The sequence below is a fragment of the Velazquezella soli genome (assembly GCF_977018685.1).
The window spans coordinates 2,820,615-2,845,192 of sequence record NZ_CDRNXF010000004.1; the positions used below are offsets into that span (position 1 = coordinate 2,820,615).

The following is a 24,578-nucleotide window of genomic DNA, read 5'->3' on the forward strand; positions in this document are numbered from 1 at the left end:
ACATCCTTATCAGGCATCAAGAAAAGCCGAGAATTCCCCTTCGGAAGGCGGCCGGAATGCATATCATGACAAATTTCAACGGTCTGCGTCTGGCGCTTGCCGCAACATGCTTTTGCGGCTTGCAGGTTATGGCACCGGCTTCCGCGCTGGCGCTGAGCACCACAGCGCAGGGTGAAACAGGCGGCAGCAAGCCATCGTCCGGCGTCATGCAGGCTTTCGAGGGTCCGCAAGTGCCGGCGACCGGGTCAGCCCAGGCGCCCGTAGCAACGCCCGCTGCACCCGCCGCCGGCCAGCCAACGGCTGCGGCGACCGACACGATCCAGGCCGACATCATCCGCGACATGACCACGTTGCCTGAGCCTGTCAAGAAAATGCGCGCCGCCTTGATCGAGGCCGCTGCCTCCGGCGATATCGAACGGCTGAAGCCGCTGACCAATCCCGGCCCGAACCAGACCCAGGTTATGGACTATCAGGGCGACGATCCGGTCGGCGCGCTGAAGAACTTTTCCGGCGATCCAGACGGCCAGGAAATTCTGGCGATCGTCATGGACCTTCTCTCCGCCAGCGCCGTGAGGCTCGAGGCCGGGCAGCCGGAAGAGGTTTACGTCTGGCCTTATTTCGCCGGCAAGTCGATCTCTGCCCTCACCCCACCGGAGCGCGTCGAGTTGCTGCGGATCGTTACGGCCGGCGATATGATCGGCATGGAAGAAAACGACGCCTACAATTTCTACCGCATCGGCCTGTCGCCCGACGGCCAGTGGAAGTTCTTCACCGGCGGCGACTGACTCTTGCCGATGCGCTTGCGGCACCGCGACTGCACTTGTTCGCGCGGTCGGGAGGGCTTACCTGTCGGGTTCGACCTTCCGGCTCAACAATCGGACCTTCCGCCATGCCCGCCGTCCATCTTTCCTCGCGCCAGCTGATCCGGGTTTCCGGTGTCGATGCACGCGAGTTTCTCCACAGCCTGATCACGACAGATATCGAATCCCTGCCTGAACGGACGGCCCGTCCCGGCGCGCTTTTGACGCCGCAGGGCAAGATCCTGTTCGACTTCATGATCTCCCGTGACGGCGACGATTTCCTGATGGAGACCGATGCCGCCCAGCGTGACGCGCTGATGCGCCGTCTCACCATGTACAAGCTGCGGGCGGCCGTGACGATTGCAGCCGACGATGCCGATGGCGTGACGGTAACCTGGGGCGACGGTTCGGTTACTGGTGCTGCGGATGCGGCGTTTGCCAAAGCCGGCGTGACTTTGTCGCGATATCCGGGAAAGCCCGAGGGCATCGCGATCGACGCGTCGGAAGCCGAGTACGAGACGCTGCGGGTGGCGTCCGGCATTCCGGCCTCCGGCTTCGACTATGCCCTGCAGGATGCCTTTCCGCACGACGTTCTCCTCGACAAGACCGACGGGCTGTCGTTCCGCAAGGGTTGCTATGTCGGGCAGGAAGTCGTCTCTCGCATGCAGCACCGTGGCACGGCACGGCGGCGTGTCGCGCTCGTCACAAGCGAGACTGCCCTGCCCGTCTCAGGCACGGACATCATGGCCGGTGGCAAGCCGGTCGGCACGCTCGGATCCGTCTTGGGTAACAAGGGGCTTGCAATCGTGCGGATTGACCGGGTCGGCGATGCGATCGCCAATGGTATTCCCCTGACGGCGAGCGATGTCACCGTCCTTCTCTCGCTGCCGGAATGGACCGACCTGTTGTTCCCGACAGCGACGCAAGAGGCCGAGCCGTGAGCGGATTGAAATCTATGCGCGCCTGGCAGCGGATGCTTTCCGGCCGCCGGCTCGACCTGCTGGACCCCTCGCCGCTCGATGTCGAGATTGCCGATATCGCCCACGGGCTTGCCCGCGTTGCGCGCTGGAACGGCCAGACCAAAGGCGACCACGCGTTTTCGGTGGCGCAGCACAGCCTGATCGTTGAGCAGATCTTCTCTCGCACCAATCCCGATGCCTCCAGCGAGGCGATGGCGATGGCGCTGTTGCATGACGCACCCGAATACGTCATCGGCGACATGATCTCGCCCTTCAAGTCGGTGGTCGGCGGCGGTTACAAGGCGGTCGAGTTGCGGCTCGAGGCTGCGATCCATATCCGCTTCGGCCTGCCGCCGCATCCGACGAAGGAGCTGAAGGTGATGATCAAGAAGGCCGACACCGTTGCCGCGTTTTTCGAAGCGACCGAGCTTGCCGGGTTTTCCGTCGCCGAAGCCCAGAAATTCTTCGGCGTGCCGCGTGGCATAACCCGAGACATGCTGGAACTGAAGCCGATGCCGGCGCTGGATGCTCAGGCGCGCTTTCTCGAGCGCTTTCATGCGCTTGAAGCCGATCGCGGTGTGACGGCATGAGCCGGATCATCGTCTGTCCGCTCGACAAGATCGCCGAACTCTCGGTCCGCCACGGCGCCCGTGAAATGGTGAGCCTGATTGCCGAAAAGCAGGATTTCCACCGGCCTGCCGTGATTGCCGCCGCGCGCCACCTGAAGCTCAAGATGAACGATATCGGCTTTGCCGGCACCGGCACTCTGATTGCGCCGAGCGAGGCACATGTGGAGCAGCTGATCGCCTTCGCCAAAGACTGGGATCAGTCCGCGCCGCTCGTCGTGCATTGCTGGATGGGCGTGTCGCGGTCTCCGGCAGCGGCCGTCATCGCGTCGCTGGCACTTTATCCTGAACAGGACGAGGTCGAGCTGGCGACAAGGCTGCGCAAGGTCGCGCCGCATGCGACGCCGAATACAAGGCTGATTGAGATCGGCGACCGTCTTTTGCAGCGTGACGGACGGCTTGTGCAGGCGATCAAGCGGATCGGGCGCGGCGCTGAAACGGATGGTCGGGCCTCGTTCGTGCTGCCTGTTACGGCACAGGCCGAAATCGAAAACCGCGCGTCCTGATCCCCTGCGGCGGGTGAGAAACGTCGCTCCGTTTGCCTTGACCTGACAGTCACCCGCGCCAATTAGCCTCCTCTTTACAGCAAAGGATCAGGCCCCGAATGGAACAGGCATCGGCTTTCGTCGTCGCAACTCGTACGGCACTCTCACAGCTCACAGCCCTCGGCATCCAGTATTCATTCTCGGTCATCGGCGCCATTCTTCTTCTGATCGTCGGATGGGCCGCCGCCCGCCTGCTCAGTCGCTGGGCGCATAACGGTCTGTCGCGGGTGAACGGCATCGACGCAACGCTGGCGCAGTTCTTCTCCAACATCATCCGTTACGCGGTGCTGATCATCGTCGTGGTGATGGTGCTCGGCCAGTTCGGCGTCCAGACGGCATCGGTCCTGGCGGCGCTGGGCGCGATCGGCCTTGCGGTCGGTCTTGCCCTGCAGGGCACGCTGCAGAATATCGCAGCCGGCATCATGCTTCTGGTTCTGCGCCCGTTCCGCGTCGGCGAATCGATCGAGACGGGCAATGTCAGCGGCACGATCGTCGATGTCGGCCTGTTCGCGACCGAGCTTCGCACCGCCGAAGGCGTCTATCGCCTGGCGCCGAATTCGACGCTTTGGAACGTGCCGATCACCAACTATTCGCGCCTGCACACGCGCCGGCACGAGATCTCGGTGACGCTGTCGGCCGACCAGAGCCTCGACGAGGCCGAAGCCAAGCTCAAGTCGATCGCCAAGTCGGAAACTCGGGTGGAGAGCAACCCGGCACCGACCACCTATCTTGCGGATTTCGATGCCGGCAGCGCCAAACTGACACTGCGCTACTGGATCAAGAGCGCCCAGTGGTGGGCGGTCAGCCGCGACATGACCAAGGCCGTCAAGCTTGCCTTCGACAAGGTGGTCGAGGAAGAGGTGCCGGCCGATGCGCAGGACGACGGTCCGGCGTCATACACCCCATAACGGTATCGACGGGGAGATCGGCTTTTCTTTGCGGACCAATGGTATAACGTCCGCTGACCTTCTCAACCGAGCCCGCTAGCATATGATCCTCCAGCTTCTGCTGATCGTTCTCATTCTCTCCCTCGTCGTCTCGCAGCGAAAGCTGTCGGGCCGGGTCGCTTCGCTGGAGAAAGAACTTTCGGATGTCCGGGCGCGCTTGCTGAGCGGCGTTCCCGCCACTTCCGAGACGGTCGTATCGCCCGAGACGGCGCTTGCCGAGATCCGCACCGAAGCCGCGGCTGAGATGGCCGCCGACACGGGCTTTGCAAAGGCTGCAGCAGAACCATCGAAGACCGAAGTTCTGGCAGAGATCACGGCGCCCGAGGTGAGGACGTCCGATCAGGCAGCCGAAACACCACCGCTCCCCGCGCCCGCTCCGCGCTTCCGCCGTGAAAATCTGGAAAGCTATCTCGGTGCTCGCTGGCCGGTCTGGGTGGGTGGCGTGGCACTCGCCTTTGGCGGCATCTTCCTTGTCCGCTATTCGATCGAAGCCGGTCTGCTCGGCCCCGGTGCCCGTCTGTCGCTGGCAGCGATGTTCGGCCTGGTGCTGATTGCCGCCGGCGAGCTGGTGCGCCGTCGGGCAATGCCCAAGATGTCGGAGCTCTACGCCAATGCGATGATCCCCGGTGCGCTGACGGCCGCCGGTAGCATCACGCTGCTGGGCGCGTCCTTCGCGGCCTACGCCTTTTACGATTTCATCGGCTCCGGCACCGCCTTCATGCTGATGGCCCTGATTTCGTTTGCAACAATAGGGCTGTCGCTGCTGCACGGGCAGACGCTGGCCGGGCTTGGCCTGCTCGGCTCGCTGATCACGCCGCTTCTGGTGACGACCGACGACCCGGACGTCAACGCGTTGTTCCTGTTTCTCGGCGTGAGCTGGCTGGCGTTGAACGCCGCCTCGCGCATCCCCCGCTGGACCGTGGTGCCGATGATCGCCAATTTCGGGATCGGCCTCTGGGTTCTCGCCTACACGTCACAATCGCTGCCGATCGACATGATGCCGCCTTCGCTGGTGCTGCTGATGATGATTGCCGGAACGATCCTCATCTGGCCCGGCCGCGTTTATACGCGCGGCTTGACAGGGAGCGGCGGCTGGCGGGCGCTGCTGAAGAGGCCACCGCTGCGGATCACCCTCTCGTTATCAGTCACGGTCGCGATTTCGGCGCTTGCCATGCTGGTCGCCACGCCTGGGGGCTCTCTTCATCCGCTGTTCGTCTTCGTCGCCCTGATCGGCGCGCTGGCCGCCGTCGGCAGCAGTCGCAGCTACGGGGTGTGGACGGTCGTGGTTGCAGCGCTCGCCGCGCTTGCCGGTATCGCGACCGTTGCGTCCACATTGCTCGCCTATGTGATGCCCGAACCGGTGACCGGCACAACCGCGCCTGTCGTTGCTGCTTTCGGCCACGAGATTGCAGGCTTCCTGCTCCTCGGCGGCATCTTCACGCTGCTCGGGGCCGGGTTCCTCAGGCGCTTCCGGCATGAGGAACCGACGTTTTCGGTACTCTGGTCCTTTACGATGGGGGCAATGCCGGTCACGATCGGGTTCATCTCGTTTCTGAACTTCGGCAATTTTTTCCGCGACTGGACGCACGGCCTCTATGGCATCGGCATCGGACTTGTGATGCTCGCGGTGGCGGAGTGGCTGTTTCGCGGACGTGACGAAAGCGATGGCGACAACATCGATTGGCCGGCGAATATCGCCGTGCTCGGCTCCTTCGCGGGCCTCACGCTGGCACTGCACGCGCTCACCAACGGCATCGTCACGACGATCCTTCTCTCCGGTCTCGGCTTTGCCTATCTGATGGCGATGCGAGTGCGGACATGGGCTGCCCTGCCCTGGATGATGGCGGCGGCAATCGCGATCGTGTTCGGCCGCATCGCCTGGCAGCCGACGCTGGTTGGCGCGGACAGTCTCGGCACGACGCCGTTCTTCAATGCGCTGCTGCCGGGCTACGGTATTCCGACCCTGCTCGCGATTGTAGCAGCCTGGATGCTGCGCAATTCACCCGATGTCCGTGTCCGCAACGTTTTGCAGGGACTGGCATCGCTTGCAGCCCTGCTGACACTTGCCGTGCTGATACGCCACGCGATGAATGGCGGCGTGCTCGATGCCCGCACGCCGACGCTTGGCGAGCAGTCGATCTACACGCTCTTGACGATCGGCTTCTCCGGCATTCTGATGACGCTCGACCTTAAAAGCCCGAGCCCGGTCTTCCGCTACGGCTCGATGATCGCCGGCGCGATCGCGACGGTGAACGTGCTCTCGGCGCATGTGTTTGCGCTCAATCCGTTCTTTTCAGGCGAAAGCACGGGCTCCTGGCCCGTCCTCAACCTTCTGCTGCTCGGTTATCTTCTCCCGGCGCTCGCCTATGGACTGACCTCGTACTTGGCTCGCGGCCGGCGGCCAGCGCCCTATGTGGCAATGCTCGCCGTCTCGGGCGCCCTGCTCGGCTTTCTCTGGGCGACGCTTTCGGTTCGACGCTTTTTCCAGGGCCAGAATATTGCCCAGTGGAAGGGCTTTCTCGCTTCCGAAACCTATGCGTATTCTGTCGTCTGGCTCCTGATCGGCATCGGCCTTCTGGTAGCGGGCTCGAAATGGAACGCCAAGAGCCTGCGGCTTGCTTCTGCAGTGCTGGTGCTGGTGTCCGTGGCGAAGGTCTTCCTGATCGACATGGCCAATCTCGAAGGCATTATGCGGGCCCTGTCCTTCATCGGGCTGGGGGCAGTTCTGATCGGAATCGGGCTTTTCTATCAACGGATTCTGGTCAACAAGAGCGAAACATCTAATACAGACGATTCTCACGAACCTTCGTAGAAACCAGCATGACCGCGTCACTCGCAGAATCCTTTTCGCCCCACCAGGATCTGGCCAGAAGCCTCATTCCGCATGCCAGTGCTGGCGACGATGGAAGCCACGATCTGGCTCACATCGCCCGCGTCTTCAAGAATGCGATGCGCATTCATCAACACGAAGGCGGCGACGGGCGGGTGCTGGCAGCCGCGGTGCTGCTGCATGACTGCGTTGCGGTGGAAAAGAACTCCCCGCTGCGCAACCAGGCGTCTCGTCTTGCCGCGGAGAAGGCGGCGGGCATTCTGGGCGAGATGGGCTGGAGCGATACAGAGATCGATGCGGTCTCCCATGCGATACTCACCCACAGTTTTTCGGCAAATCTCGAGCCGCAGACGATCGAGGCGAAGATCCTGCAGGATGCGGACCGGCTCGATGCAATCGGCATGATCGGTGCGGCACGCTGTTTCTACATTGCCGGGCGGATGGGTTCGGCGCTTTACGATCCGGCCGATCCGCTCGCCAAGCATCGACTGCTGGACGACAGGACGTTTGCAATTGATCATTTCGAAACGAAGCTGTTCAAGCTCGCCGACGGCTTCAAGACGCAGGCCGGCCGGCAGGCGGCAAACGAACGCCACCAGCGTCTGAAAAGTGTTCTCGACCTCTTTCTCGATGAAATTTGAGGAAAACCCATGCATGTCAGCGAGATCAACTACTACCCCTTGAAGAGCGGCCGCGGCATTTCGCTCACTGAGACGCAGATGACGTGCACAGGCATACCCGGCGATCGCAGCTTGATGCTGGTCGATACCAGGGGGCATTTCGTCAACCAGCGCGATCTTCCAGAAATGGCGCAGTTGCAGGTCCTGCCCGACACGGACGGGTTCCGGTTTTCGATGGAGAGCAAGGGCGAGATCACCGTCACCCGGCCGCCGGGCTACCGGCGTACCGATGTGGTCGTTTGGAATTCGATCGTCAGCGCCGCGCTGGCCGACAAGGATATCAACTCGACCCTTTGCGACTGGCTGGGCTGCGACGTGCGGCTTGTTTTCTTCGATGAACGTTCGAAGCGGACCGCAAGCGACGACTGGGCAGGACCCGATACGCCGGTCACATTTGCCGACGGATACCAGGTCCTGGTCACGACCACCGGCTCGCTCGAGGCGATCAATGCCGACATGGAGAAGCATGGAGAAGGCGCCGTCGGGATGGACCGGTTCCGCGCCAACATCGTCATCGACGACGGGGACGCCTTTGGCGATGACCATTGGGAGGCGATCGAGATCGGCGGCCTTCGTCTCGATCTCGTCAAACCCTGCGCCCGCTGCATCATGATCACCCAGGATCAGGTGACCGGTTCGCGGGATGTCGCCAACCCGATGCCGGCACTCGGTCGCCTGCGCATGTCGGCCGACCGGCGCGTTCCCGGCCCGCTGTTCGGATGGAACGCAGTGCCGCGCGGCGGCGGCATGATCGCAATTGGTGACGACGTGAAAGTGGTCTCGACGCGCGGCGCCTGGGCCATCAAGCATCGGTAAGGAAAAGCGGCTGTACGTTGCCTGACCGCATCCCCTTTCCGGACTTGAGAACTGTCCTGTGCTACCGCGCCAGGCGCATCGCCTGGCCCTGGCAATCCAGCACCTCGTCGATGGCGTGACCAATCTTTTCGATCAGTTCCTGCAGGTTCGGGTTTTCCGGATCGAGAAAATCGCCAACGAAGGCGACAACATTATCCGCCGTCAAAGGAAAACCGCTGATGCTACACTTCAGGATTGCCTGGTTTGCAATCGTGGTCGCGGTGATGCGCTCCAGAAATTCGTTTCGCTGGTCTTCCGTCATCCCAGTGAGCATCGTTTCTCCTGATTTGCTTGCCCAAGTCTAACTCAACCTTGAGAACATATGTTCCAGTCGCCAGTACGGGGAAGACCTCAAGTGCAGGTCTCCAGAACTATTTGCAGTTTCTCATATACCTTTTCTGGGTCTGAAGGTTCCCTCTGACGGCACCGCATGGCAGACATGTCCAATCGGCGTTTGTTGACAAAGGTCAAAACCGGTCAAGAACACCGATCTCACAAACGTAGGGCGTCACGGCGGCGCTTGCGCGCTCCGCACTGGAATCGATCACCATCATGACATCTCGGTCTACGGGACTTCTCTTCGCGTTGACTGCTGTCATTATCTTCGCGGTTCAGGACGGCATCTCGAAACACCTGGGCGGCGCCTATCCTCCCATTTTCGTGGCGATGATCCGCTACTGGGCCTTCGCAGGTTTCGTGCTCATCGTGGCCGGTCGCTCGTCCGGCGGTGTCAAAGGTGCAGCGTCCGCGAACAGGTTGTGGCTGCAGATTGCCCGCGGGGTCATTCTGGTTTTCCAGATCGCGCTGTCGATCTTCTCATTTGCCGAGGTCGGTCTTGCGGCCACCCATACGATCTTTGCTGCGACGCCACTGCTCGTTGCCTGCCTTTCGGTGCCCTTGCTTGGCGAGAAGGTCGGGTGGCGGCGCTGGACCGCGATCGGCGTCGGCTTTGCCGGCATCCTGATGATCATCAATCCGCTGCATGCGACATTCGATTTCCGGATCGTCATCCCGCTGATCGGCACCACGATGTTTGCGCTCTACTCGGTGCTGACCCGGCTCGCGAGCCGCACCGACACGGCCGATACCGCGTTTTTCTACACGGGTATTGCCGGTGCTGCGGCGATCACGCTGGTCGGTCCGTTTTACTGGTCGCACATCACGCTTTCCGACTGGTTCTGGATGTTGACGCTTTGCGTTACCGGCATGACCGGGCACTATCTGCTGATCCGCGCCTACTCGCTCGTCGACGCCGTCGCGGTACAGCCGATGTTCTACGTACAGTCGGTGCTCGTCTGCCTGATCGGTGTGATGCTGTTCGGCGAGATGATGACCATCAACATGGTGGCCGGGTGTGCGATCGTCATTAGCGCCGGCGCCTTCACGCTCTGGCGCGAATCGCGGCTTGGCAAAGTCCCACCGCCCCCGATCGAGCCGCCCGGCGCGCTGTAGAAGAGGCTTGTCGCATCAGCTGTTGTGATGCATCGCGTCAGGAAAAGTCGTTTCCCATTTCACACCCGCGCGGCTATGGATAATGCCTCAATTCAGGAGGCAAGCATGTCCAACCCCGCGCGCGCATCGATGCCCTGGCTGATCATCACGGCCGGTGCCTTGGTTGCGATGCTGACCTTCGGCCCGCGTTCGGCAATGGGCTTCTTCCAACTGCCGATGTTGTCCGATCGGGGCTGGGATCGCACCACGTTCGGGCTCGCGATGGCGATCCAGAACCTCGCCTGGGGCCTTGGCCAGCCGATCTTCGGAGCGATAGCGGACAAATACGGTACCGGCCGCGTGCTCGCCCTGTCGGGTCTCCTCTATGCGGGCGGACTGTTCCTTATGTCGTCCGCGCAATCAATTCCCATGCTGCACCTGTCAGGCGGTCTGATGGTGGGGCTTGCCGTCGGCGCCGGTTCGTTCGGCACGATCCTGTCAGCCTTTGCCCGCAACGTGACGCCCGAACAGCGCTCCTTAGCGTTCGGGATCGGCACTGCCGCCGGATCTGCCGGGATGTTTCTGTTTGCGCCGCTCAGCCAGGCGCTGATCACGGCCTACGGCTGGTCGGACAGTCTGATGATCATGTCGGCGATGATGCTTGCTGTTCCGCTGCTTGCCATCCCGCTCCGGGGCAATGCCAGCTCCGGCACGCAGAACCAGACGGAGTTCAAGCAGACCGCGGCGCAGGCACTGCGGGAAGCCTTCGGGCACAAGTCGTACCTGTTGCTGACCTCGGGCTTTTTCGTCTGCGGTTTTCAGGTAGCTTTCATCACCGCGCATTTCCCGGCCTATCTTCGCGATATCGGCATTGACGCTCGGTATGCGGTGATCGCCATGGCACTGATCGGTTTCTTCAACATCATCGGCTCGCTCGGCGCCGGCGTGCTCGGGCAGCGCTACTCGAAACCCTATCTGCTCGCCTATATCTATATCGGCCGCTCGATCGCCGTCACGGCCTTCCTGCTTCTGCCGCAGTCTCCGACCTCGGTCATCATCTTTGCCGCCGTGATGGGTCTCTTGTGGCTGTCCACGGTGCCGCCGACCAACGGACTGGTGGCGATCATGTTCGGCACGCGGCATCTGGGCCTGCTTGGCGGTTTCGTGTTCCTGTCGCACCAAGTGGGGTCGTTCCTCGGCGTCTGGATGGGCGGCGCGCTTTACGACAGGCTCGGTTCCTATGACATGGTCTGGTGGTTCGGCGTCGTGTTCGGCCTGTTTGCCGCGGCCGTACACTGGCCCATTCGCGAAAAGACGGTGAACCGCCAACCGGTCATGCAGCCGGCGGAATGATACCTGATCCTTGCGGCGTCTGATCGTCAGGGGCTTTCGACAGCGCCTTCAGCGCCGCCTGAACGAACCCGTCGCGGGCGGTACTCTGGGTCATTCCGCGCGGTTCATAGACATGCCGGGATAGGAAATGGCCGGTCAGACGGAAGGCCGCGGCCATGCCGTCGCGGTCGGCAGTCCTGGATGCTCCCTCTCCCAGAAAATCCGGCAGGGCCAGCATGCGGTCCGCATAGGGAGCGCCGGCATCGCGGCTCACGGCGCGACCGGATTTTGGCGACACATAGACAAGATCGCTGCGTGTGCCTGTCGCTGCACATTCCGAAAGATCCAGTCCGAAACCAAGATCGTTCAGCACCGCGAGTTCGAACCGGACGAAGAGTTCGCCCGCATCGGACGGATCATCCATCGCATCGAGAATGATATCGAGAGCTTCGAACAGGTGCGGATGCGGATCACGCTCGGGAAGCAGCCGAAGCAGAGCCCCCATCGCCTGGACACCGTAGACCGCCGTTGCGGTTTCCATCAGCTTTGCTGCACGCAGTTGCAGCGGTTCGAGCTTGAATTCGCCGAGATGCTCGTCGAGACGCGCGCGCCAGACCACCTCCACGCGGTTTCCCGGCTGCAGCACCGGTTGCATCGCGCGCGAGCGGCCGGACCGGACGATGCCGAGATGGCGGCCGCGTTCGCGCGTCATCAGTTCGGCGATGACACTCGTCTCGCCGTGGCGTTTCACGCCGATGATGATTGCCTCGTCCTGCCACTGCATCGATAGGTGAACTTCCTGTCTGCGTTGATCAGTTCTACCGTATAACCTCTTGGGACTGAATCGGTTTCTGCGTCTTTCCGGCACGGTTTGCGGGCTCTGTCGGTATCTAGGTGTGGCTGTCGCGCCTCCCTCGATTTATCTCTCGACCGGGCTGGAACAAATTGCCTTCGCCGCGGATTTCTCCGCCGAACAGCCAAGAGCAATACGCTGCCGGAGATCACATGAAAAACGCCCTGCTCGCTACCGCTATCATTGCCGCGATGCCCTTTGGCCTCGCCTTGCCAACGCCTGCGGCCGCACAGTCGCCGCAGCTTGAACAGGCTTGCGTCGCGGTTGCCAAGAACTTCCTGCTCATTCCAGACGTCAAGACCGGCATTGTGCAGTCCTTCCCGGAACTCGATCCGCCGGGCGCACGTCTCACCTATTCGACCCGCCAGGACGCCAAGCCGACCGATTTCACCAACGAGATCGATTGCGAGTTCGGCAAGGGTGGACCTCCCTTCACGCTGCTGCGCTTCTGCATCTCGAAGACATGCTACGGCCCGGGTGAGCAGGAACCCGAAAATCGTCGTCGCTTCGAAGAGGTTAAGGCGCTGATGGAGCGCAAGAAGTAAGATCTCCGTCTCAGCCGAGATCCGGCGTCAGCATGTTCAGTGCTGAAGACAGATATCGCGCGGCCAGAGCATGGCCGCGCGCTGAAGCGAGATCCAGCGCTGCCCGGCAGTGGCTCTCGAGCGGATCACTGATCTGAATCGGTTCGGCGAGAGCTGGCTGCACGATGACAGTGCCGCTGTAGATCGAAGGCAGTCCATCGACATCGCGCAGACAGCGTCCGTTCGCGCGAACACTAACCTTACGGCCATCCGGATGGGTCAGGCTGTATTCGGCATTGTAGGCTGCACCATCGACGATCGCCATGTGGATAGCCTTGGCCACACGCTGCTTGTCGCCTTCGTCGATGTAGCGCACCAGGACGTCGATCGGCATTCCGATCGACAGGTCCTCAATCGAGAGACCAAACACATGGGCGATGACCTCGTCACCATAGACGCGGTTTTCTGCAACATTCCAGCTGTAGAACCCCACCGCGTTGATGAAATCTTGATCCGCTTCGTCAGAAGCGATCGTTCCGCGTGCCATGTCCGCTCCCTATGCCAATACGACGCGTAGTTGTACCATCACCATCGCGTTAGCAATCGCGTACATTGATAGATGACAAGTTGCTACGGGATTCTACGTAACGAATCACGAGCGACCTTTGGCTGACAGGAATGTCCAAGGGAGCGATTCTGCAGCCATCGTGCACGACCGGAGGATGCAGCCGCAATTTGCCCGAACCATGGATGCTTTACGCTTTTTTGCCGCCATCCAGCACGTTGAGTGCGGAGGACAGGTAGCGGGCCGCAAGCGCGTGGCGGCGGCTGTTGGCGATTTTCAAAGCCTCGAGACAATGGGTCTTGAGTGGATCGCCAGAATGAGCACCACTGCCCACTTCGACAGCGGTAACGGAACCTGTGTAGATCGACGGCAGGCCGAGCTTGTCGCGAAGGCATCGTCCCTGCCCTGTCACCGTGACGCGGCGACCGTCCACATGGGTGATTCCATAACTCTGATGGCACTTTTTGCCAGAAATGATGGACTCGTGCAGGGCTTTTGCGACGCGCTGCTTGTCGCCATCGTCGACGTTGACGATGACCTGTTCGATCGGCGCGCCGCTCTCGAGGTCCCTGTAGGGGACCCCGTAGATGAATGCGAAGACCTGATCGCCGTAGACCTTGTTCTCCTGAACGTTCCAGCTGAAGAACCCAACCGCATCGCTGAGATCCATACCACTGAAGGCATCAAAACGTCTTATATCGCTCATGCCTGGCACCACCTCCACGATTTGCCGAGATCGCCTCAGTCCTTCAATACAACCAGCGTAACCCGTCGGCGTATTTTAGGAAATAACAATTAAGCATTTCCGAATTTACTAACATTCGAAATTACACAGCAGTTCCTTCTCCCGATATCAAGCTAACGCATCGGAAGGAGTCGGCAAGCCAAAAACGGTCAAACATTCAGTTTTTCGGGAATTCCAGGCCCATTTCGCGGAAACGTTGTGGATCGTCTCCCCAATTTTCCCTGACCTTCACAAAAAGGAACAGGTGAACGGGCTGTTCAAGGATCTCGGTCAGTTCCTTGCGCGACGCTGTCGAAATTGCCTTGATGGCGTCGCCGTTCTTGCCGAGAGCGATCTTCTTCTGGCTTTCGCGCTCGACATAGATGACCTGTTCGATCCTGACGGAGCCATCCTTGCGCTCTTCCCACTTCTCCGTCTCGACATGCGAGGCGTAGGGAAGCTCTTGGTGGAGCCTTAGAAAGAGCTTCTCGCGGGTTATTTCGGCAGCAAGCTGGCGCATCGGCAGATCGGAAATCTGATCCTCCGGATAGTACCAGGGGCCTTCCGGCAGGGTCGTGGAGAAATAGTCCATCAGATCGTCGCAACCGGAACCGGTCGTCGCCGATATCATGAACGTGCGCACGAAGTCGATCTTTTCGTTGGCCGCAGCAGCAAGCGCCAGAAGATCCTCGCGCTTGACCTGATCGATCTTGTTCAGAAGCAGCAGTTTCGGCTGATGCACATCCTTCAGACCCTCGAGGATCGCGTCGGCATCGCCGCGCAGGCCGCGTTCGCTGTCGATCAGGAGCGCGATCATGTCGGCATCCTTGGCGCCGCCCCAGGCGGTGGTCACCATGGCGCGGTCCAGCCTGCGGCGCGGCTTGAAGATGCCGGGCGTATCCATGAAGACGATCTGGGCGTTGTTGTGGATTGCGATGCCACGAACGATGGCGCGGGTCGTCTGCACCTTGTGGCTGACGATCGACACCTTGGCGCCGACGAGACGGTTGACCAGCGTCGACTTGCCGGCATTGGTCGCGCCGATCAGCGCCACGAAACCGGAATGGGTCGGACCGGCTTCAGCCTGTTCCGCCGCCGCCTCGTCGACCGCGGTTTCCGGCTGAACGGCGTTTACGTCTTCGTCTTTGCCTTCGATGGTGTTGTCTTCGATCATGATGTCCAATCAGTCTTCAGCAGAGGTCTTCTGCCAGACGCCTTCGCGTTCGAGTATCCTGGTGGCAGCCACCTGTTCGGCTGCACGTTTCGACCGGTCGGCGCCCGTTTCGGGCGAAACACCGGGAATCTCGACCGTCACAGTAAAGCGCGGGTCGTGATCCGGGCCGGAGCGGTCGTCAATGCGATAGGAAGGTGTCACACCGAATTTGGCATGTGCCCATTCCTGCAATTCCGTCTTGGCGTCGCGGCGGGCGCCATCGGCGCGGGTCGCACGCGCCTTCCAATGACGCAGAATGAAACCGCGGGCAGCTTCCAGTCCGCCATCCAGATAAAGGGCGGCAATCAAGCTCTCCACCACATCGGCGCGGACGTTCATCATCCGCTTGCCGGTGATCTTCTTGACGTCGGCGCCGGTGCGGATGAAACGATGCAGTTCCATCTCGTCTGCAACAATGGCACAGCTTTCGGCGCTGACCAACTGATTAAGGCGCACAGACAGCTCTCCTTCCGGTGCGGACCGGAAGGTAGTGAACAGAAGTTCGGCAACGCAGAGCCCGAGCACACGGTCGCCCAGAAACTCCAGACGCTCGTAATTGGCATCCTTGGCAAGACCGACGCTGGCGTGGGTCAGCGCCCGGTCAAGCCACTGCTTCTCGGAAAAGACGTGGCCGATTATCGTCTCGAGACGGCCGCGTTCTTCATCCGAGAGTGAGAGCGGTTTCATCAATGAACGCCCTTGAAGAGACGGTCCCAACGCATGTTGGACGGCCATTTCCAGATCTCGCGGAAGGACGTGTCGTTGCCGAGCGAGAAGAAGATGACGCTGGCGCGACCGACGAGGTTTTCGGCCGGAACCATGCCCGGACCTTCGTCAAATCGGCTGTCGAGCGAGTTGTCGCGGTTGTCGCCCATGAAGAAATAGTGTTCGGCCGGCACGACGAACTCGCGGGTGTTGTCGCCGCGCGAGCTTGGGGACTGGTCGAGCGTGTCAAAGGTCACGCCGTTGTCGAGCGTCTCGCGGAAGACTGGAACGTTGGTGCCGGGATCGGAGCGGTAGTCGGATGTGAAAGCGCCGTCGCCCTGCTTGGGTACAGCGGTTCCGTTGACGAAGAGCACGCCGTCGCGAACCTGGATGCGGTCACCGGGAAGGCCGATCAGGCGCTTGATGTAATCGATCTCGGGCTGCTGCGGCAGGCGGAACACGATCACGTCGCCGCGCTTCGGCTCGCTGAACTGAAGGACGCGGCCTTCAAACAGGTCCGGCGAAAACGGCATCGAATACTTCGAGAACCCGTAGGCGAACTTGTTGACGAAGATATAGTCGCCGACCAGGAGCGTCGGCATCATCGAGCCGGACGGAATCGTGAAGGGCTGGAACAGGACGGTGCGGATCACCATAGCCAGCAGCAAGGCCTGGATGATGACCTTGATGTTTTCCCAAAGGGCATTCTGCGGCTTCGTCTCGGCGTTATCGGACACGTATTTCAATCTCTCTCTTCACGGCGGATGGCTACCTGTGTGAAACGTGCCGCAATCTTCGAGAGATCACGCCCGCCGTTCAGGTCATTCCTGCGTGGCACCTTGTAGCTACAAAACCGCTGCGCGCTTTTGCGGGACATGCTTTAGCGTCTTCACAGAGCGGCGGCAATGGCCCACCGCTTCGCCAAATTCGGGTACGCTCACGGAGCGGCCACCGGTCGCGCCTCAATGATCACGAAGGCCTGCGCATAGGGATACTCGTCGGTGATCGTGACGTGGATGAAAGGCTCCTGACCGGCGGGCATAAGTTCCGCCAGCCGCTCACCCGCGCCACCCGTCAACACCATGGTCGGCTTGCCGCCCGGCAGGTTGACAACGCCCATGTCTTTCCAGAACACGCCGTTTGCAAGGCCGGTGCCGAGGGCCTTGGAGCAGGCTTCCTTGGCGGCGAACCGCTTGGCATAGGATTCGGCGCGGTTCTTCCGACGATCGGACTTTGCGCGCTCGATATCGGTGAAACAACGATGGGTGAACCGTTCCCCGAAACGTTCGATGGATTTTTCAACTCGACGGATGTCGATGAGGTCACTGCCCATGCCGATAATCATCAAAGTCCCTCTATCTCAAGCATCGACTGACTTGCGGTTTGCCGGCTGCGCCGTCAAGTTCCCCGGCTGATATTCCCGCTCATAGGCCTGCTGATATTCGCTGCGGCGGGCAAGGCGACGCTCCGTCTGGCTGTTGCGAAAACTGCGGATTCCGAAATAGGTCGCGACATAGACAAGCAGTCCGCAGAACAGTCCGGGAGGCAGCGAGCCGATCAGCATCGGCTCCAGGATCGGGTCCCAGAGTTCCGATAGCTTGAGCTGGGAAAACAGCGCCGCTAGATCGACCGGCCGCGCTTCGCCGCCGCCAGCGCGGCCAAGGATGAACTGGCCGATTTCCCACGTAAGGGGCCAGATGATGGGACAAGTAACGGGATTGGCGAAGGCCGTGCCAAGCGCCGCAGCGACCATGCTGCCGCCCAGCACCCAGGCAAAAGGAATCGCAAAAAGGATGTGGAAGCCGAGAAAGGGTGTCCAGGCGCTGACCATGCCGATGGCAAGACCGGCAGCAACCGCATGCGGCGAACCGCCGATGCGCAAGATCTTGAGCCGGTAATATCCGAGCACACGGCGGAACCCCTTCGGAGGGAATATTGCGCGATGCAGCTTTTCTCGGAAGGTCGGGGCTTTGCGGCGCCGAAAGGGCATGAAGCAGCTTCTTTCTGGTTCGGTCCGGTCAAGGATCCGAGAACCATCATCTCAGTTCGGAAACGGTCTTCGTAGCGGAAGCCCAAGATGATGGCGAAAATTGGCCGCTGGCATCGGGCCGCTTCGCGCACGGCCCCCGGATAGATCTACTGCACGACAGACGAGCGAGCCGCTGTCATGCCATTGAATTAGATGGACTTGCGGAACATGCCACGGTCGATCTGGCGAACGCGGTGCTCGAGATCGAAGCGATCGCAGGCTTCATTGAGGTAAGCCATTTCGCGTTCCTGGACGGAAGGGCCGCGCAGGACGCGGGCGAACTTGCGGACGGAGGTAAACATCTGACGTCTCTTTCGGTAAATGTTGCGGTGCAGCAGATATAGGCTGAACCAGCGGGCTTTACCAACGCAAGGGTTACCTCCCAGCCCTGCATTGAATGCATACCCTCTCAAAGGGAGCGCACTCAAAACAGGCAGTCCGCGTCGACGATCGGCTGGGGTCTAGTCGTAGACACGCTTCAGGTTGGAAACGCAGTCCAGTTCCTTCAGCTGCGTCAGGAGCTGATTGAGCTGGCGCACGTCCCAGACTTCGACTTCCATGGCGATCTCGGAGAAATCGGCGGCGCGATTGCTGGCCATCGACAAGGATCGGATGTTGATGTCGAGACCGCCGATTGTCTTCGCGACCGTCGCAAGGGTGCCTGGCTCGTTGATCGTGTTGACGTCGATACGGGCCAGAAAACGAGACTTGTTGGCCTCGTCGAGATCCCAGCGCACATCGATCCAGCGCTCCGGTTCCTCATCGAAGTGCTGCAGGATCGGCGCCTGGATCGGATAGATGGTGATCGCCTCGCCCTTGTCCATGATCCCGACGATACGGTCTCCGGGCACGGCGCCGCTCGGTGCGAAACGCACCTGCATATTGCCGGCAAGACCGCGGATCGGAACCGGTTCAGGGCTCAACGCAACGACATCGCCGGCATTGACGGCCGTCTGGGCATCCTCCAGCGGTGCCTTTGGCTGGTTCGGCAGCTTGAACATCATGCCGGACGCGCTGCGCATGTTGAACCAGCCGTCATCGGCCGATGGCTTCACGGTAACGCGTTCATCTTTGAAATCGGGGAAGACGGCGCGCAGCACGTCGAGAGACGACAGCTCCCCTCGCCCGACGGCAGCGATCGCATCCTCGACATCCTTGTGGGCAAGCCGATGCAGAGCAGGCTTCAGCGCCTCGCGGGTAAAGGTCTTTGCGGCGCGATCGAAGGTGCGCTCCAGAATGCGATAGCCGAGGCCGGCATACTGTTTGCGGATCGCCATGCGGGTAGCGCGGCGGATGGCCGAGCGGGCCTTGCCGGTGACGACGATTTCTTCCCAGGCGGCCGGCGGAACCTGCACGCCCGAGCGGATGATCTCCACCTCGTCACCGTTGTTCAGCCGGGTGACAAGCGGCATGATACGGCCGTTGATCTTGGCGCCAACCGTGGTGTCGCCGATATTGGTATGAACCGCATAGGCAAAGTCGATCGGCGTGGCACCGCGCGGCAGCGCGATCAGCTTGCCCTTGGGCGTGAAGCAGAAGACCTGATCCTGGAACAGTTCGAGCTTGGTATGCTCCAGGAATTCTTCCGGATTGTCGCCTTCTGCAAGCGACTCGATCGTATGGCGCAGCCAGGAATAGGCGCTCGATTCCTTGGGCAGAAGATCGTCGCCCTTGGCGCCACCCGACTGGCCATCCTTATAGAGCGCGTGCGCGGCGATCCCGTATTCGGCAATCTCCTGCATCATCTCGGTACGGATCTGCAATTCGATGCGCTGCCTCGAGGGGCCGACGATCGTCGAGTGGATCGAGCGATAGTCGTTCTGCTTCGGGTTGGAGATGTAGTCCTTGAAGCGGCCCGGCACGACGCGCCAGCGGGTATGAACGATGCCGAGTGCCTTGTAGCAGCAGGCGACGTCGTCGACGACAATGCGGAAACCGTAGAGGTCGGAAAGCTGTTCGAAGGACAACGACTTCGACTGCATCTTGCGGAAGATGGAATAGGGCTTCTTCTGGCGTCCCTTGACGGCGGCGTCCGGCAGGCCGTTGGCGACGAGAAGATCGCGTAACTCGTCCTCGATCTTCTTGATCAGTCCTTCGTTGCGGGCCGAAAGATCGGCCAGCCGCTGGGTGACCGTCGCATAGGCTTCCGGGTTGATGTAGCGGAAGGACAGGTCCTCGAGCTCGTCGCGCATGTCCTGCATGCCCATGCGGCCGGCAAGCGGCGCATAGATATCCATCGTCTCTTCGGAAATGCGTGCCTTCTGCTCAGCCTTCATATGGTCGAGCGTGCGCATGTTGTGCAGCCGGTCGGCAAGCTTGACCAGCAGCACGCGCACGTCGTCGGAGATCGCCAGCAGCAGTTTGCGCAGGTTTTCGGCCTGCTTGGCCTTTTTCGAGACGAGATCGAGACGCTTGAGCTTGGTCAGACCCTCGACGAGACGACCGATATCCTCGCCGAACAGCTCGTCGATCTCGGCGCGGGTCGCGGTCGTGTCCTCAATCGTATCGTGCAGCAACGCGACGGCGATCGTCGACTCGTCGAGATGCATGTCGGTGAGGATGGCAGCCACTTCGAGCGGATGCGAGATATAGGGATCGCCAGAGGCGCGTTTTTGCTGGCCATGCTTTTGCATGGCGTAGACATAGGCCTTGTTGAGAAGAGCTTCGTTGGCCTCGGGCTTGTACTTCTGTACCCGCTCAACAAGCTCGTACTGCCTCATCATCCCGTGAAATGCCCTCGATACCGGGTCCAACAAAATAAAAATGGCGCGCCAACCATCAGATCAGCGCGGCCATCATAGATATCAAGACAGATTAGGGCGAGAGAATGAACGGTCCCTTGCCCAAACAATGCATCAATCAGTAATCGTCGCTCTTTTCCGGCGGCACGAGGCCTTCGATACCGGCGAGAAGGTCTTCTTCCGACATCTGGTCGAAATTGACGGTTTCCGCGGCGCCGTCTTCCTCGTCGTTGCCAGAGGCTGTCGACGTGCTGCCGGCAGCAATCAGGGTTGCCGGATCAGGCTCGGGCTCGTCGATTTCGACATGCTTCTGCAGCGAATGGATCAGGTCTTCCTTCAGGTCGTCGGGAGACAGCGTTTCGTCGGCGATTTCGCGCAGTGCGACGACCGGGTTCTTGTCATTGTCGCGATCGATGGTGATCGCTGCGCCCTGCGAGATCTGGCGGGCACGGTGGCTGGCGAGAAGCACCAGCTCAAAACGATTATCGACTTTGTCAATGCAATCTTCTACTGTGACACGGGCCATTGCCTGTCCTTTGCGGTCGTTATTTTCGGAATTGCTACGCCCGATACAGCCATTGCCGGCGAAATTCAAGTTTATTCATGCCGACTGCCGCATGCCGCCGACCGTGGTGGCGATGACTCTGGCCAGATTCAACGAAAGGTTGCTTGGATAAAAGCGAATCCTACCATAAATGACATTTATATGATTAGCTGGTAATTTAACCGATAAATACCTAAGCGATCGGCTCAACTTTTCATTTGACGGGTCCTTGGTCAAGCAGCTTGAAGGGGATGGAGACATATGTTTGACCCAAGAGAGAAGATAGCTCTCTTTATCGACGGTGCTAATCTTTACGCGGCCTCGAAAAGCCTTGGTTTCGATATTGATTACCGTAAGCTTCTGAAGGCTTTTCAGAAGCGCGGCTATCTGTTGCGTGCCTATTACTATACGGCGCTGATCGAGGATCAGGAATATTCGTCGATCAGACCGCTGATCGACTGGCTGGATTACAACGGCTACAAGGTTGTGACAAAGCCCGCCAAGGAATTCACGGATTCCCTTGGCCGCCGCAAAATCAAGGGCAACATGGATATCGAGCTCGCGATCGATGCGATGGAACAGGCCGAGACCGTTGATCATCTCGTGCTGTTTTCGGGCGATGGCGACTTCACCAATCTTGTCGAGGCGCTGCAGCGCCGCGGTCGCAAGGTCTCGGTCGTTTCGACGATGCAGACGCAGCCGCCGATGATCGCCGACGACCTGCGCCGGCAGGCCGATCATTTCATCGATCTGATGACACTGAAAGCCGAAGTGGGCCGCGATCCATCGGAACGCGCACCACGGCCGACGGAGCCTGCTCCCGAACCGGCCGAAGGCTGAGATCATCCCTGGAATGAGAAAGGCGCCGTTCGACGGCGCCTTTTTTGTTGGGGAAAACGACTAGGCCGAATGCGGCTCCGGCGTCACCGAAGATGACGCCCCCTGCCCGGCGCTGCGCTTTCGTGCACGAAACACGCCCTCGACGATCAGGGCCAGGGGAAGCCCGATAAAGAACGGAATGAAGAAGTAGATCACTCGGAACGCGACAAGCGAACCAATCGACGCCTGGTCGCCCATTACATGACGAACCGTTGCCTCGAGGACTCCGAGGCCACCGGGCGCATGGGTTATGAGGATTGCAAGATTGGCGAGCACGAACGCGGTCGCGGCCTTCAGGTAGCTGACATCGGCGCTCGCTGCCATGACTTCGCGCAGACAGGCGGATACGAGCGCGAAATTGATCGTGCCGATTACCACCTGTGCGATGGCGATCCTGAGCGTCGGCATTTCAAAGCTCCAGGAGCGGATCTTCAAAGGCGCGCGCACCGTTGCCGCGAGGATGAGATATACACCCGTCACGGCGAGGCAGGCAAAACCGATCCCCATAACCATCGCCTCCGACAGCCGCAGGACTGTTGCGGCATCCTTCGGATTGATGATCATCACGATACCCGACAGAACGGCCATGCCGATGCCGACAGTGACACCGGAAAACAGAACGATCTTGGCAACGTCCTCGGTGCTCATGCCCCAGTGATGATAGTAGCGATAGCGCAGCGCGCCGCTGCTGAGACCCGACAGGCCGACACTCTGGCCGATCGACAGGGCGATGAAGGAGGCAAGGCCGATCTTGGGATAGGAGAGGTCGTTCTTCACATAGCGCACGCCGGCCCAATCGAAGCCGGACAGGCAGACATAGGATCCGGCGGCAAACAGACCCGCCATGACGAGATTATAGGTCGGGATATCCCGGACGGACTGGACAATGTCGCTGAGCGAGTATTCGCGGAACGTATGGTACAGAAGGTAGCCGGCGGCGCCGAAGCCGATGACAATCGTGATGTAGGTAAAGATCTGCTTCTTCGTCATCGCCCACTTACCCCAAAATAACGAGCTGAAACGGGCGATGTGTGGTTTTGTTCCGCAGTGAGGGTTCTCCAGCTCGCTCGAGCACGCGCTTAACGCGACGCCCGACCGGTCAGCCTCAGCCGGCCTTGAAAAGCCGCGACTTCTCGCGGTTCCAGTCGCGTTCCTTCTCGGTCTCGCGCTTGTCGTGCAGCTTCTTGCCCTTGGCGAGCGCCAGTTCGAGTTTCGCGCGACCCTTTTCATTGAAGTAGATCTTCAACGGCACCAGCGTCATGCCTTCACGGTTGATACCGACACGCAGGCGGGAGATCTCGCGCTTCGACAAAAGCAGCTTCCGGCGACGGCGCGGCTCGTGGTTGAAGCGGTTGGCCTGCAGATATTCCGGAAGATGGCTGTTGATCAGCCAGATTTCATTGCCTTCGTCGGAGGCGTAGGACTCGGCGATATTTGCCTTGCCGTCACGCAGCGACTTGACCTCGGTGCCGGTCAGCATGATGCCGGCTTCGTAGGTATCGAGGATCTCGTAATTGAAGCGGGCCTTGCGGTTTTCCGCGACAATCTTGTTCACCGTGCGCTGGCTGCCTTTGGGGGCCATTGAAATCTTCCGTCGCCCTTCATCTGAAACACAATCCCCGCCCATGGGCGATGAGCGGGGTTCGATTTCTATGTAATGCGCCAGGCAGCAAAAGTGAAGCGCTGCGGCTTCAGTTCAGGATACCCGCATGACGCAGTGCTGCATCAATGGCAGCTTCCGTCGCCGGTTCCAGCGTCGACATCAGTGGAGAGCGGACGGCGCGGTTCAGACCGCGGACCTTGTAAAGCCCGTATTTCGAACCGCAGACGCCGGGCTCCATGAAGATCGCCTTGTGCAGCGGCATCAGGCGATCCTGATACTCGAGTGCCTTGGCATAATCGCCGGCAAGCGTGGCGGCCTGGAACTCGGCACAAAGCCGCGGCGCGACATTGGCCGTCACCGAGATGCAGCCAACGCCACCATGGGCGTTGAAGCCAAGTGCCGTCGCATCCTCGCCGGACAGCTGCACGAATTCCGACCCGCAGGTGATGCGCTGTTCGGAGACGCGCTCGATCTTGCCGGTCGCATCCTTGACGCCGACGATGTTCTTGTAGGCCTTGGTAAGGAAACCCATCGTTTCCGGGGTCATGTCGATGACCGACCGGCCGGGAATGTTGTAGATGATGATCGGCAGATCCGTGGCTTCGGCGACCGCGGAAAAATGCGCGATCAGGCCCTTCTGGGTCGGCTTGTTGTAATAGGGTGTGACCACCAGAAGCGCATCGGCGCCCGCGGTCTGCGCATGCTGGGCAAGCTCGATCGCTTCGCGGGTGTTGTTGGACCCGGCGCCGGCGATGACAGGGACGCGGCCGCGGGCGGCCTCGACGCACAGTTCAACGACCCGCTTGTGTTCGTCGTGCGAGAGCGTCGGAGATTCGCCGGTCGTACCGACCGGGACCAGACCGGAACTGCCTTCCGAGATCGTCCACTCCACATGCGCGGCGAAAGCATCCTCGTCCACCGCGCCGTCGGTGGTGAAGGGGGTGACGAGAGCGGGGATCGATCCCTTGAACATGCAAAACTCCCAAAGGCCGAAGGGCATGGTACAATCCATGCTTCGGCCGTAATCCGCGACTATAAGGCTGGGCACCATAAATCGGCGACCGGGCGGCGACAAGCGGAAGTACATGGGTTTTCAGCGTAAATCCCACTTAAGAATTCGCGCGATCGTGACCGCTGTGGTAAGGTTTTGTTAAGCTTGTCAGCAGCTAATAAGGGGTCTGAAACATCGTTGT

At 60.5% G+C, this 24,578-nt stretch carries 27 protein-coding genes; 12 read left to right on the forward strand and 15 right to left on the reverse strand.

The window, feature by feature from the left end; all coding sequences use genetic code 11:
• Positions 1-65: 65 nt before the first annotated feature.
• From AC0JZ8_RS17280 to AC0JZ8_RS17315, 8 genes are all read left to right on the forward strand, one after another.
• Positions 66-785 (forward strand): hypothetical protein, encoded by a 720-nt coding sequence (locus AC0JZ8_RS17280; protein WP_471893022.1) that lies wholly within the window; start codon positions 66-68, stop codon positions 783-785.
• Positions 786-889: 104 nt separating this feature from the next.
• A complete protein-coding gene (gene ygfZ / locus AC0JZ8_RS17285) occupies positions 890-1,741 on the forward strand; it encodes a CAF17-like 4Fe-4S cluster assembly/insertion protein YgfZ (protein ID WP_471893023.1) in 852 nt (283 codons plus the stop codon).
• 14 nt (positions 1,742-1,755) lie between these two features.
• Positions 1,756-2,349, forward strand: coding sequence for a YfbR-like 5'-deoxynucleotidase (locus AC0JZ8_RS17290; RefSeq protein WP_430256694.1), 594 nt, complete (start codon positions 1,756-1,758; stop codon positions 2,347-2,349).
• A complete protein-coding gene (locus tag AC0JZ8_RS17295) occupies positions 2,346-2,891 on the forward strand; it encodes a tyrosine phosphatase family protein (RefSeq protein WP_325261265.1) in 546 nt (181 codons plus the stop codon). Before AC0JZ8_RS17290 ends, AC0JZ8_RS17295 begins: the two co-directional genes overlap by 4 nt.
• A gap of 98 nt (positions 2,892-2,989) precedes the next feature.
• A complete protein-coding gene (locus tag AC0JZ8_RS17300) occupies positions 2,990-3,838 on the forward strand; it encodes a mechanosensitive ion channel family protein (RefSeq protein ID WP_174195908.1) in 849 nt (282 codons plus the stop codon).
• A gap of 82 nt (positions 3,839-3,920) precedes the next feature.
• Positions 3,921-6,689 carry a DUF2339 domain-containing protein gene (locus tag AC0JZ8_RS17305; protein WP_471893024.1) on the forward strand — a complete coding sequence of 923 codons (2,769 nt, stop codon included), beginning with the start codon at positions 3,921-3,923 and terminating at the stop codon, positions 6,687-6,689.
• A gap of 8 nt (positions 6,690-6,697) precedes the next feature.
• Entirely contained in the window at positions 6,698-7,348 is a 651-nt protein-coding gene (locus AC0JZ8_RS17310; RefSeq protein ID WP_471893025.1) for an HD domain-containing protein, read from the forward strand.
• 9 nt (positions 7,349-7,357) lie between these two features.
• On the forward strand, positions 7,358-8,203 hold the full coding sequence (locus AC0JZ8_RS17315) for an MOSC domain-containing protein (protein WP_471893026.1): 846 nt from the start codon (positions 7,358-7,360) through the stop codon (positions 8,201-8,203).
• A 61-nt stretch (positions 8,204-8,264) separates the two neighbouring features.
• Here the strand turns inward: AC0JZ8_RS17315 and AC0JZ8_RS17320 are convergent, their stop codons facing one another.
• Positions 8,265-8,516, reverse strand: coding sequence for a hypothetical protein (locus AC0JZ8_RS17320; RefSeq protein WP_139283842.1), 252 nt, complete (start codon positions 8,514-8,516; stop codon positions 8,265-8,267).
• A 278-nt stretch (positions 8,517-8,794) separates the two neighbouring features.
• On the opposite strand from AC0JZ8_RS17320, the gene AC0JZ8_RS17325 reads away from it, so the two are divergent.
• Positions 8,795-9,694, forward strand: a complete 900-nt coding sequence (locus AC0JZ8_RS17325) for a DMT family transporter (RefSeq protein WP_062453384.1) — start codon at positions 8,795-8,797, stop codon at positions 9,692-9,694.
• Between the two features lie 105 nt (positions 9,695-9,799).
• The gene (locus AC0JZ8_RS17330) at positions 9,800-11,026 is read left to right on the forward strand and encodes an MFS transporter (RefSeq protein WP_430256353.1); all 1,227 of its coding nucleotides are present in this window, start codon (positions 9,800-9,802) and stop codon (positions 11,024-11,026) included.
• On the opposite strand, the gene recO is transcribed toward AC0JZ8_RS17330, so the two are convergent.
• Positions 11,007-11,789: a DNA repair protein RecO gene (gene recO, locus AC0JZ8_RS17335; RefSeq protein WP_192086791.1), complete on the reverse strand. Its 783-nt coding sequence runs from the start codon at positions 11,787-11,789 to the stop codon at positions 11,007-11,009. The genes AC0JZ8_RS17330 and recO overlap by 20 nt on opposite strands.
• 221 nt (positions 11,790-12,010) lie before the next feature.
• On the opposite strand from recO, the gene AC0JZ8_RS17340 reads away from it, so the two are divergent.
• On the forward strand, positions 12,011-12,403 hold the full coding sequence (locus AC0JZ8_RS17340; RefSeq protein WP_062453386.1) for a hypothetical protein: 393 nt from the start codon (positions 12,011-12,013) through the stop codon (positions 12,401-12,403).
• Positions 12,404-12,413: 10 nt separating this feature from the next.
• Here the strand turns inward: AC0JZ8_RS17340 and AC0JZ8_RS17345 are convergent, their stop codons facing one another.
• From AC0JZ8_RS17345 to rpoZ, 10 genes are all read right to left on the reverse strand, one after another.
• Positions 12,414-12,929 (reverse strand): PAS domain-containing protein, encoded by a 516-nt coding sequence (locus AC0JZ8_RS17345; RefSeq protein WP_092661812.1) that lies wholly within the window; start codon positions 12,927-12,929, stop codon positions 12,414-12,416.
• 208 nt (positions 12,930-13,137) lie between these two features.
• Entirely contained in the window at positions 13,138-13,653 is a 516-nt protein-coding gene (locus AC0JZ8_RS17350) for a hypothetical protein (protein ID WP_062453388.1), read from the reverse strand.
• A 196-nt stretch (positions 13,654-13,849) separates the two neighbouring features.
• On the reverse strand, positions 13,850-14,845 hold the full coding sequence (gene era / locus AC0JZ8_RS17355; RefSeq protein WP_471893388.1) for a GTPase Era: 996 nt from the start codon (positions 14,843-14,845) through the stop codon (positions 13,850-13,852).
• A gap of 9 nt (positions 14,846-14,854) precedes the next feature.
• Positions 14,855-15,571 carry a ribonuclease III gene (rnc, locus tag AC0JZ8_RS17360; RefSeq protein ID WP_371816122.1) on the reverse strand — a complete coding sequence of 239 codons (717 nt, stop codon included), beginning with the start codon at positions 15,569-15,571 and terminating at the stop codon, positions 14,855-14,857.
• Positions 15,571-16,326 carry a signal peptidase I gene (gene lepB, locus AC0JZ8_RS17365; RefSeq protein ID WP_062454754.1) on the reverse strand — a complete coding sequence of 252 codons (756 nt, stop codon included), beginning with the start codon at positions 16,324-16,326 and terminating at the stop codon, positions 15,571-15,573. Before lepB ends, rnc begins: the two co-directional genes overlap by 1 nt.
• Positions 16,327-16,526: 200 nt before the next feature.
• Positions 16,527-16,934, reverse strand: a complete 408-nt coding sequence (gene acpS, locus AC0JZ8_RS17370; protein ID WP_062453390.1) for a holo-ACP synthase — start codon at positions 16,932-16,934, stop codon at positions 16,527-16,529.
• A 15-nt stretch (positions 16,935-16,949) separates the two neighbouring features.
• Positions 16,950-17,579 (reverse strand): DUF2062 domain-containing protein, encoded by a 630-nt coding sequence (locus AC0JZ8_RS17375; RefSeq protein ID WP_471893027.1) that lies wholly within the window; start codon positions 17,577-17,579, stop codon positions 16,950-16,952.
• A gap of 188 nt (positions 17,580-17,767) precedes the next feature.
• Entirely contained in the window at positions 17,768-17,920 is a 153-nt protein-coding gene (locus AC0JZ8_RS17380) for a DUF3563 family protein (RefSeq protein WP_082471869.1), read from the reverse strand.
• Between the two features lie 159 nt (positions 17,921-18,079).
• Positions 18,080-20,341: a RelA/SpoT family protein gene (locus tag AC0JZ8_RS17385; protein WP_113167359.1), complete on the reverse strand. Its 2,262-nt coding sequence runs from the start codon at positions 20,339-20,341 to the stop codon at positions 18,080-18,082.
• Between the two features lie 136 nt (positions 20,342-20,477).
• Positions 20,478-20,885 carry a DNA-directed RNA polymerase subunit omega gene (gene rpoZ, locus AC0JZ8_RS17390; RefSeq protein ID WP_062454756.1) on the reverse strand — a complete coding sequence of 136 codons (408 nt, stop codon included), beginning with the start codon at positions 20,883-20,885 and terminating at the stop codon, positions 20,478-20,480.
• A gap of 279 nt (positions 20,886-21,164) precedes the next feature.
• Between rpoZ and AC0JZ8_RS17395 the strand changes: the two genes are divergently transcribed.
• Entirely contained in the window at positions 21,165-21,743 is a 579-nt protein-coding gene (locus tag AC0JZ8_RS17395; RefSeq protein ID WP_062453393.1) for a LabA-like NYN domain-containing protein, read from the forward strand.
• A gap of 60 nt (positions 21,744-21,803) precedes the next feature.
• Here AC0JZ8_RS17395 and AC0JZ8_RS17400 read toward each other — a convergent pair whose 3' ends face one another.
• The 3 genes from AC0JZ8_RS17400 to dapA form a co-directional block, all read right to left on the reverse strand.
• Positions 21,804-22,772, reverse strand: coding sequence for a lysylphosphatidylglycerol synthase transmembrane domain-containing protein (locus AC0JZ8_RS17400; RefSeq protein ID WP_092661804.1), 969 nt, complete (start codon positions 22,770-22,772; stop codon positions 21,804-21,806).
• A gap of 115 nt (positions 22,773-22,887) precedes the next feature.
• A complete protein-coding gene (gene smpB / locus AC0JZ8_RS17405) occupies positions 22,888-23,364 on the reverse strand; it encodes an SsrA-binding protein SmpB (protein ID WP_062453395.1) in 477 nt (158 codons plus the stop codon).
• Positions 23,365-23,473: 109 nt separating this feature from the next.
• Positions 23,474-24,358: a 4-hydroxy-tetrahydrodipicolinate synthase gene (gene dapA, locus AC0JZ8_RS17410; protein WP_062453396.1), complete on the reverse strand. Its 885-nt coding sequence runs from the start codon at positions 24,356-24,358 to the stop codon at positions 23,474-23,476.
• Positions 24,359-24,578 lie beyond the last annotated feature (220 nt).

Bases quoted from the DNA above. Each gene is read 5' to 3' on its own strand.
- AC0JZ8_RS17280 (WP_471893022.1), top strand. From the start codon at position 66: ATGACAAATTTCAACGGTCTGCGTCTGGCGCTTGCCGCAACATGCTTT.
- ygfZ (WP_471893023.1), top strand. From the start codon at position 890: ATGCCCGCCGTCCATCTTTCCTCGCGCCAGCTGATCCGGGTTTCCGGT.
- AC0JZ8_RS17290 (WP_430256694.1), top strand. From the start codon at position 1,756: ATGCGCGCCTGGCAGCGGATGCTTTCCGGCCGCCGGCTCGACCTGCTG.
- AC0JZ8_RS17295 (WP_325261265.1), top strand. From the start codon at position 2,346: ATGAGCCGGATCATCGTCTGTCCGCTCGACAAGATCGCCGAACTCTCG.
- AC0JZ8_RS17300 (WP_174195908.1), top strand. From the start codon at position 2,990: ATGGAACAGGCATCGGCTTTCGTCGTCGCAACTCGTACGGCACTCTCA.
- AC0JZ8_RS17305 (WP_471893024.1), top strand. From the start codon at position 3,921: ATGATCCTCCAGCTTCTGCTGATCGTTCTCATTCTCTCCCTCGTCGTC.
- AC0JZ8_RS17310 (WP_471893025.1), top strand. From the start codon at position 6,698: ATGACCGCGTCACTCGCAGAATCCTTTTCGCCCCACCAGGATCTGGCC.
- AC0JZ8_RS17315 (WP_471893026.1), top strand. From the start codon at position 7,358: ATGCATGTCAGCGAGATCAACTACTACCCCTTGAAGAGCGGCCGCGGC.
- AC0JZ8_RS17320 (WP_139283842.1), bottom strand. From the start codon at position 8,516: ATGCTCACTGGGATGACGGAAGACCAGCGAAACGAATTTCTGGAGCGC.
- AC0JZ8_RS17325 (WP_062453384.1), top strand. From the start codon at position 8,795: ATGACATCTCGGTCTACGGGACTTCTCTTCGCGTTGACTGCTGTCATT.
- AC0JZ8_RS17330 (WP_430256353.1), top strand. From the start codon at position 9,800: ATGTCCAACCCCGCGCGCGCATCGATGCCCTGGCTGATCATCACGGCC.
- recO (WP_192086791.1), bottom strand. From the start codon at position 11,789: ATGCAGTGGCAGGACGAGGCAATCATCATCGGCGTGAAACGCCACGGC.
- AC0JZ8_RS17340 (WP_062453386.1), top strand. From the start codon at position 12,011: ATGAAAAACGCCCTGCTCGCTACCGCTATCATTGCCGCGATGCCCTTT.
- AC0JZ8_RS17345 (WP_092661812.1), bottom strand. From the start codon at position 12,929: ATGGCACGCGGAACGATCGCTTCTGACGAAGCGGATCAAGATTTCATC.
- AC0JZ8_RS17350 (WP_062453388.1), bottom strand. From the start codon at position 13,653: ATGAGCGATATAAGACGTTTTGATGCCTTCAGTGGTATGGATCTCAGC.
- era (WP_471893388.1), bottom strand. From the start codon at position 14,845: ATGATCGAAGACAACACCATCGAAGGCAAAGACGAAGACGTAAACGCC.
- rnc (WP_371816122.1), bottom strand. From the start codon at position 15,571: ATGAAACCGCTCTCACTCTCGGATGAAGAACGCGGCCGTCTCGAGACG.
- acpS (WP_062453390.1), bottom strand. From the start codon at position 16,934: ATGATTATCGGCATGGGCAGTGACCTCATCGACATCCGTCGAGTTGAA.
- AC0JZ8_RS17375 (WP_471893027.1), bottom strand. From the start codon at position 17,579: ATGCCCTTTCGGCGCCGCAAAGCCCCGACCTTCCGAGAAAAGCTGCAT.
- AC0JZ8_RS17380 (WP_082471869.1), bottom strand. From the start codon at position 17,920: ATGTTTACCTCCGTCCGCAAGTTCGCCCGCGTCCTGCGCGGCCCTTCC.
- AC0JZ8_RS17385 (WP_113167359.1), bottom strand. From the start codon at position 20,341: ATGATGAGGCAGTACGAGCTTGTTGAGCGGGTACAGAAGTACAAGCCC.
- rpoZ (WP_062454756.1), bottom strand. From the start codon at position 20,885: ATGGCCCGTGTCACAGTAGAAGATTGCATTGACAAAGTCGATAATCGT.
- AC0JZ8_RS17395 (WP_062453393.1), top strand. From the start codon at position 21,165: ATGTTTGACCCAAGAGAGAAGATAGCTCTCTTTATCGACGGTGCTAAT.
- AC0JZ8_RS17400 (WP_092661804.1), bottom strand. From the start codon at position 22,772: ATGACGAAGAAGCAGATCTTTACCTACATCACGATTGTCATCGGCTTC.
- smpB (WP_062453395.1), bottom strand. From the start codon at position 23,364: ATGGCCCCCAAAGGCAGCCAGCGCACGGTGAACAAGATTGTCGCGGAA.
- dapA (WP_062453396.1), bottom strand. From the start codon at position 24,358: ATGTTCAAGGGATCGATCCCCGCTCTCGTCACCCCCTTCACCACCGAC.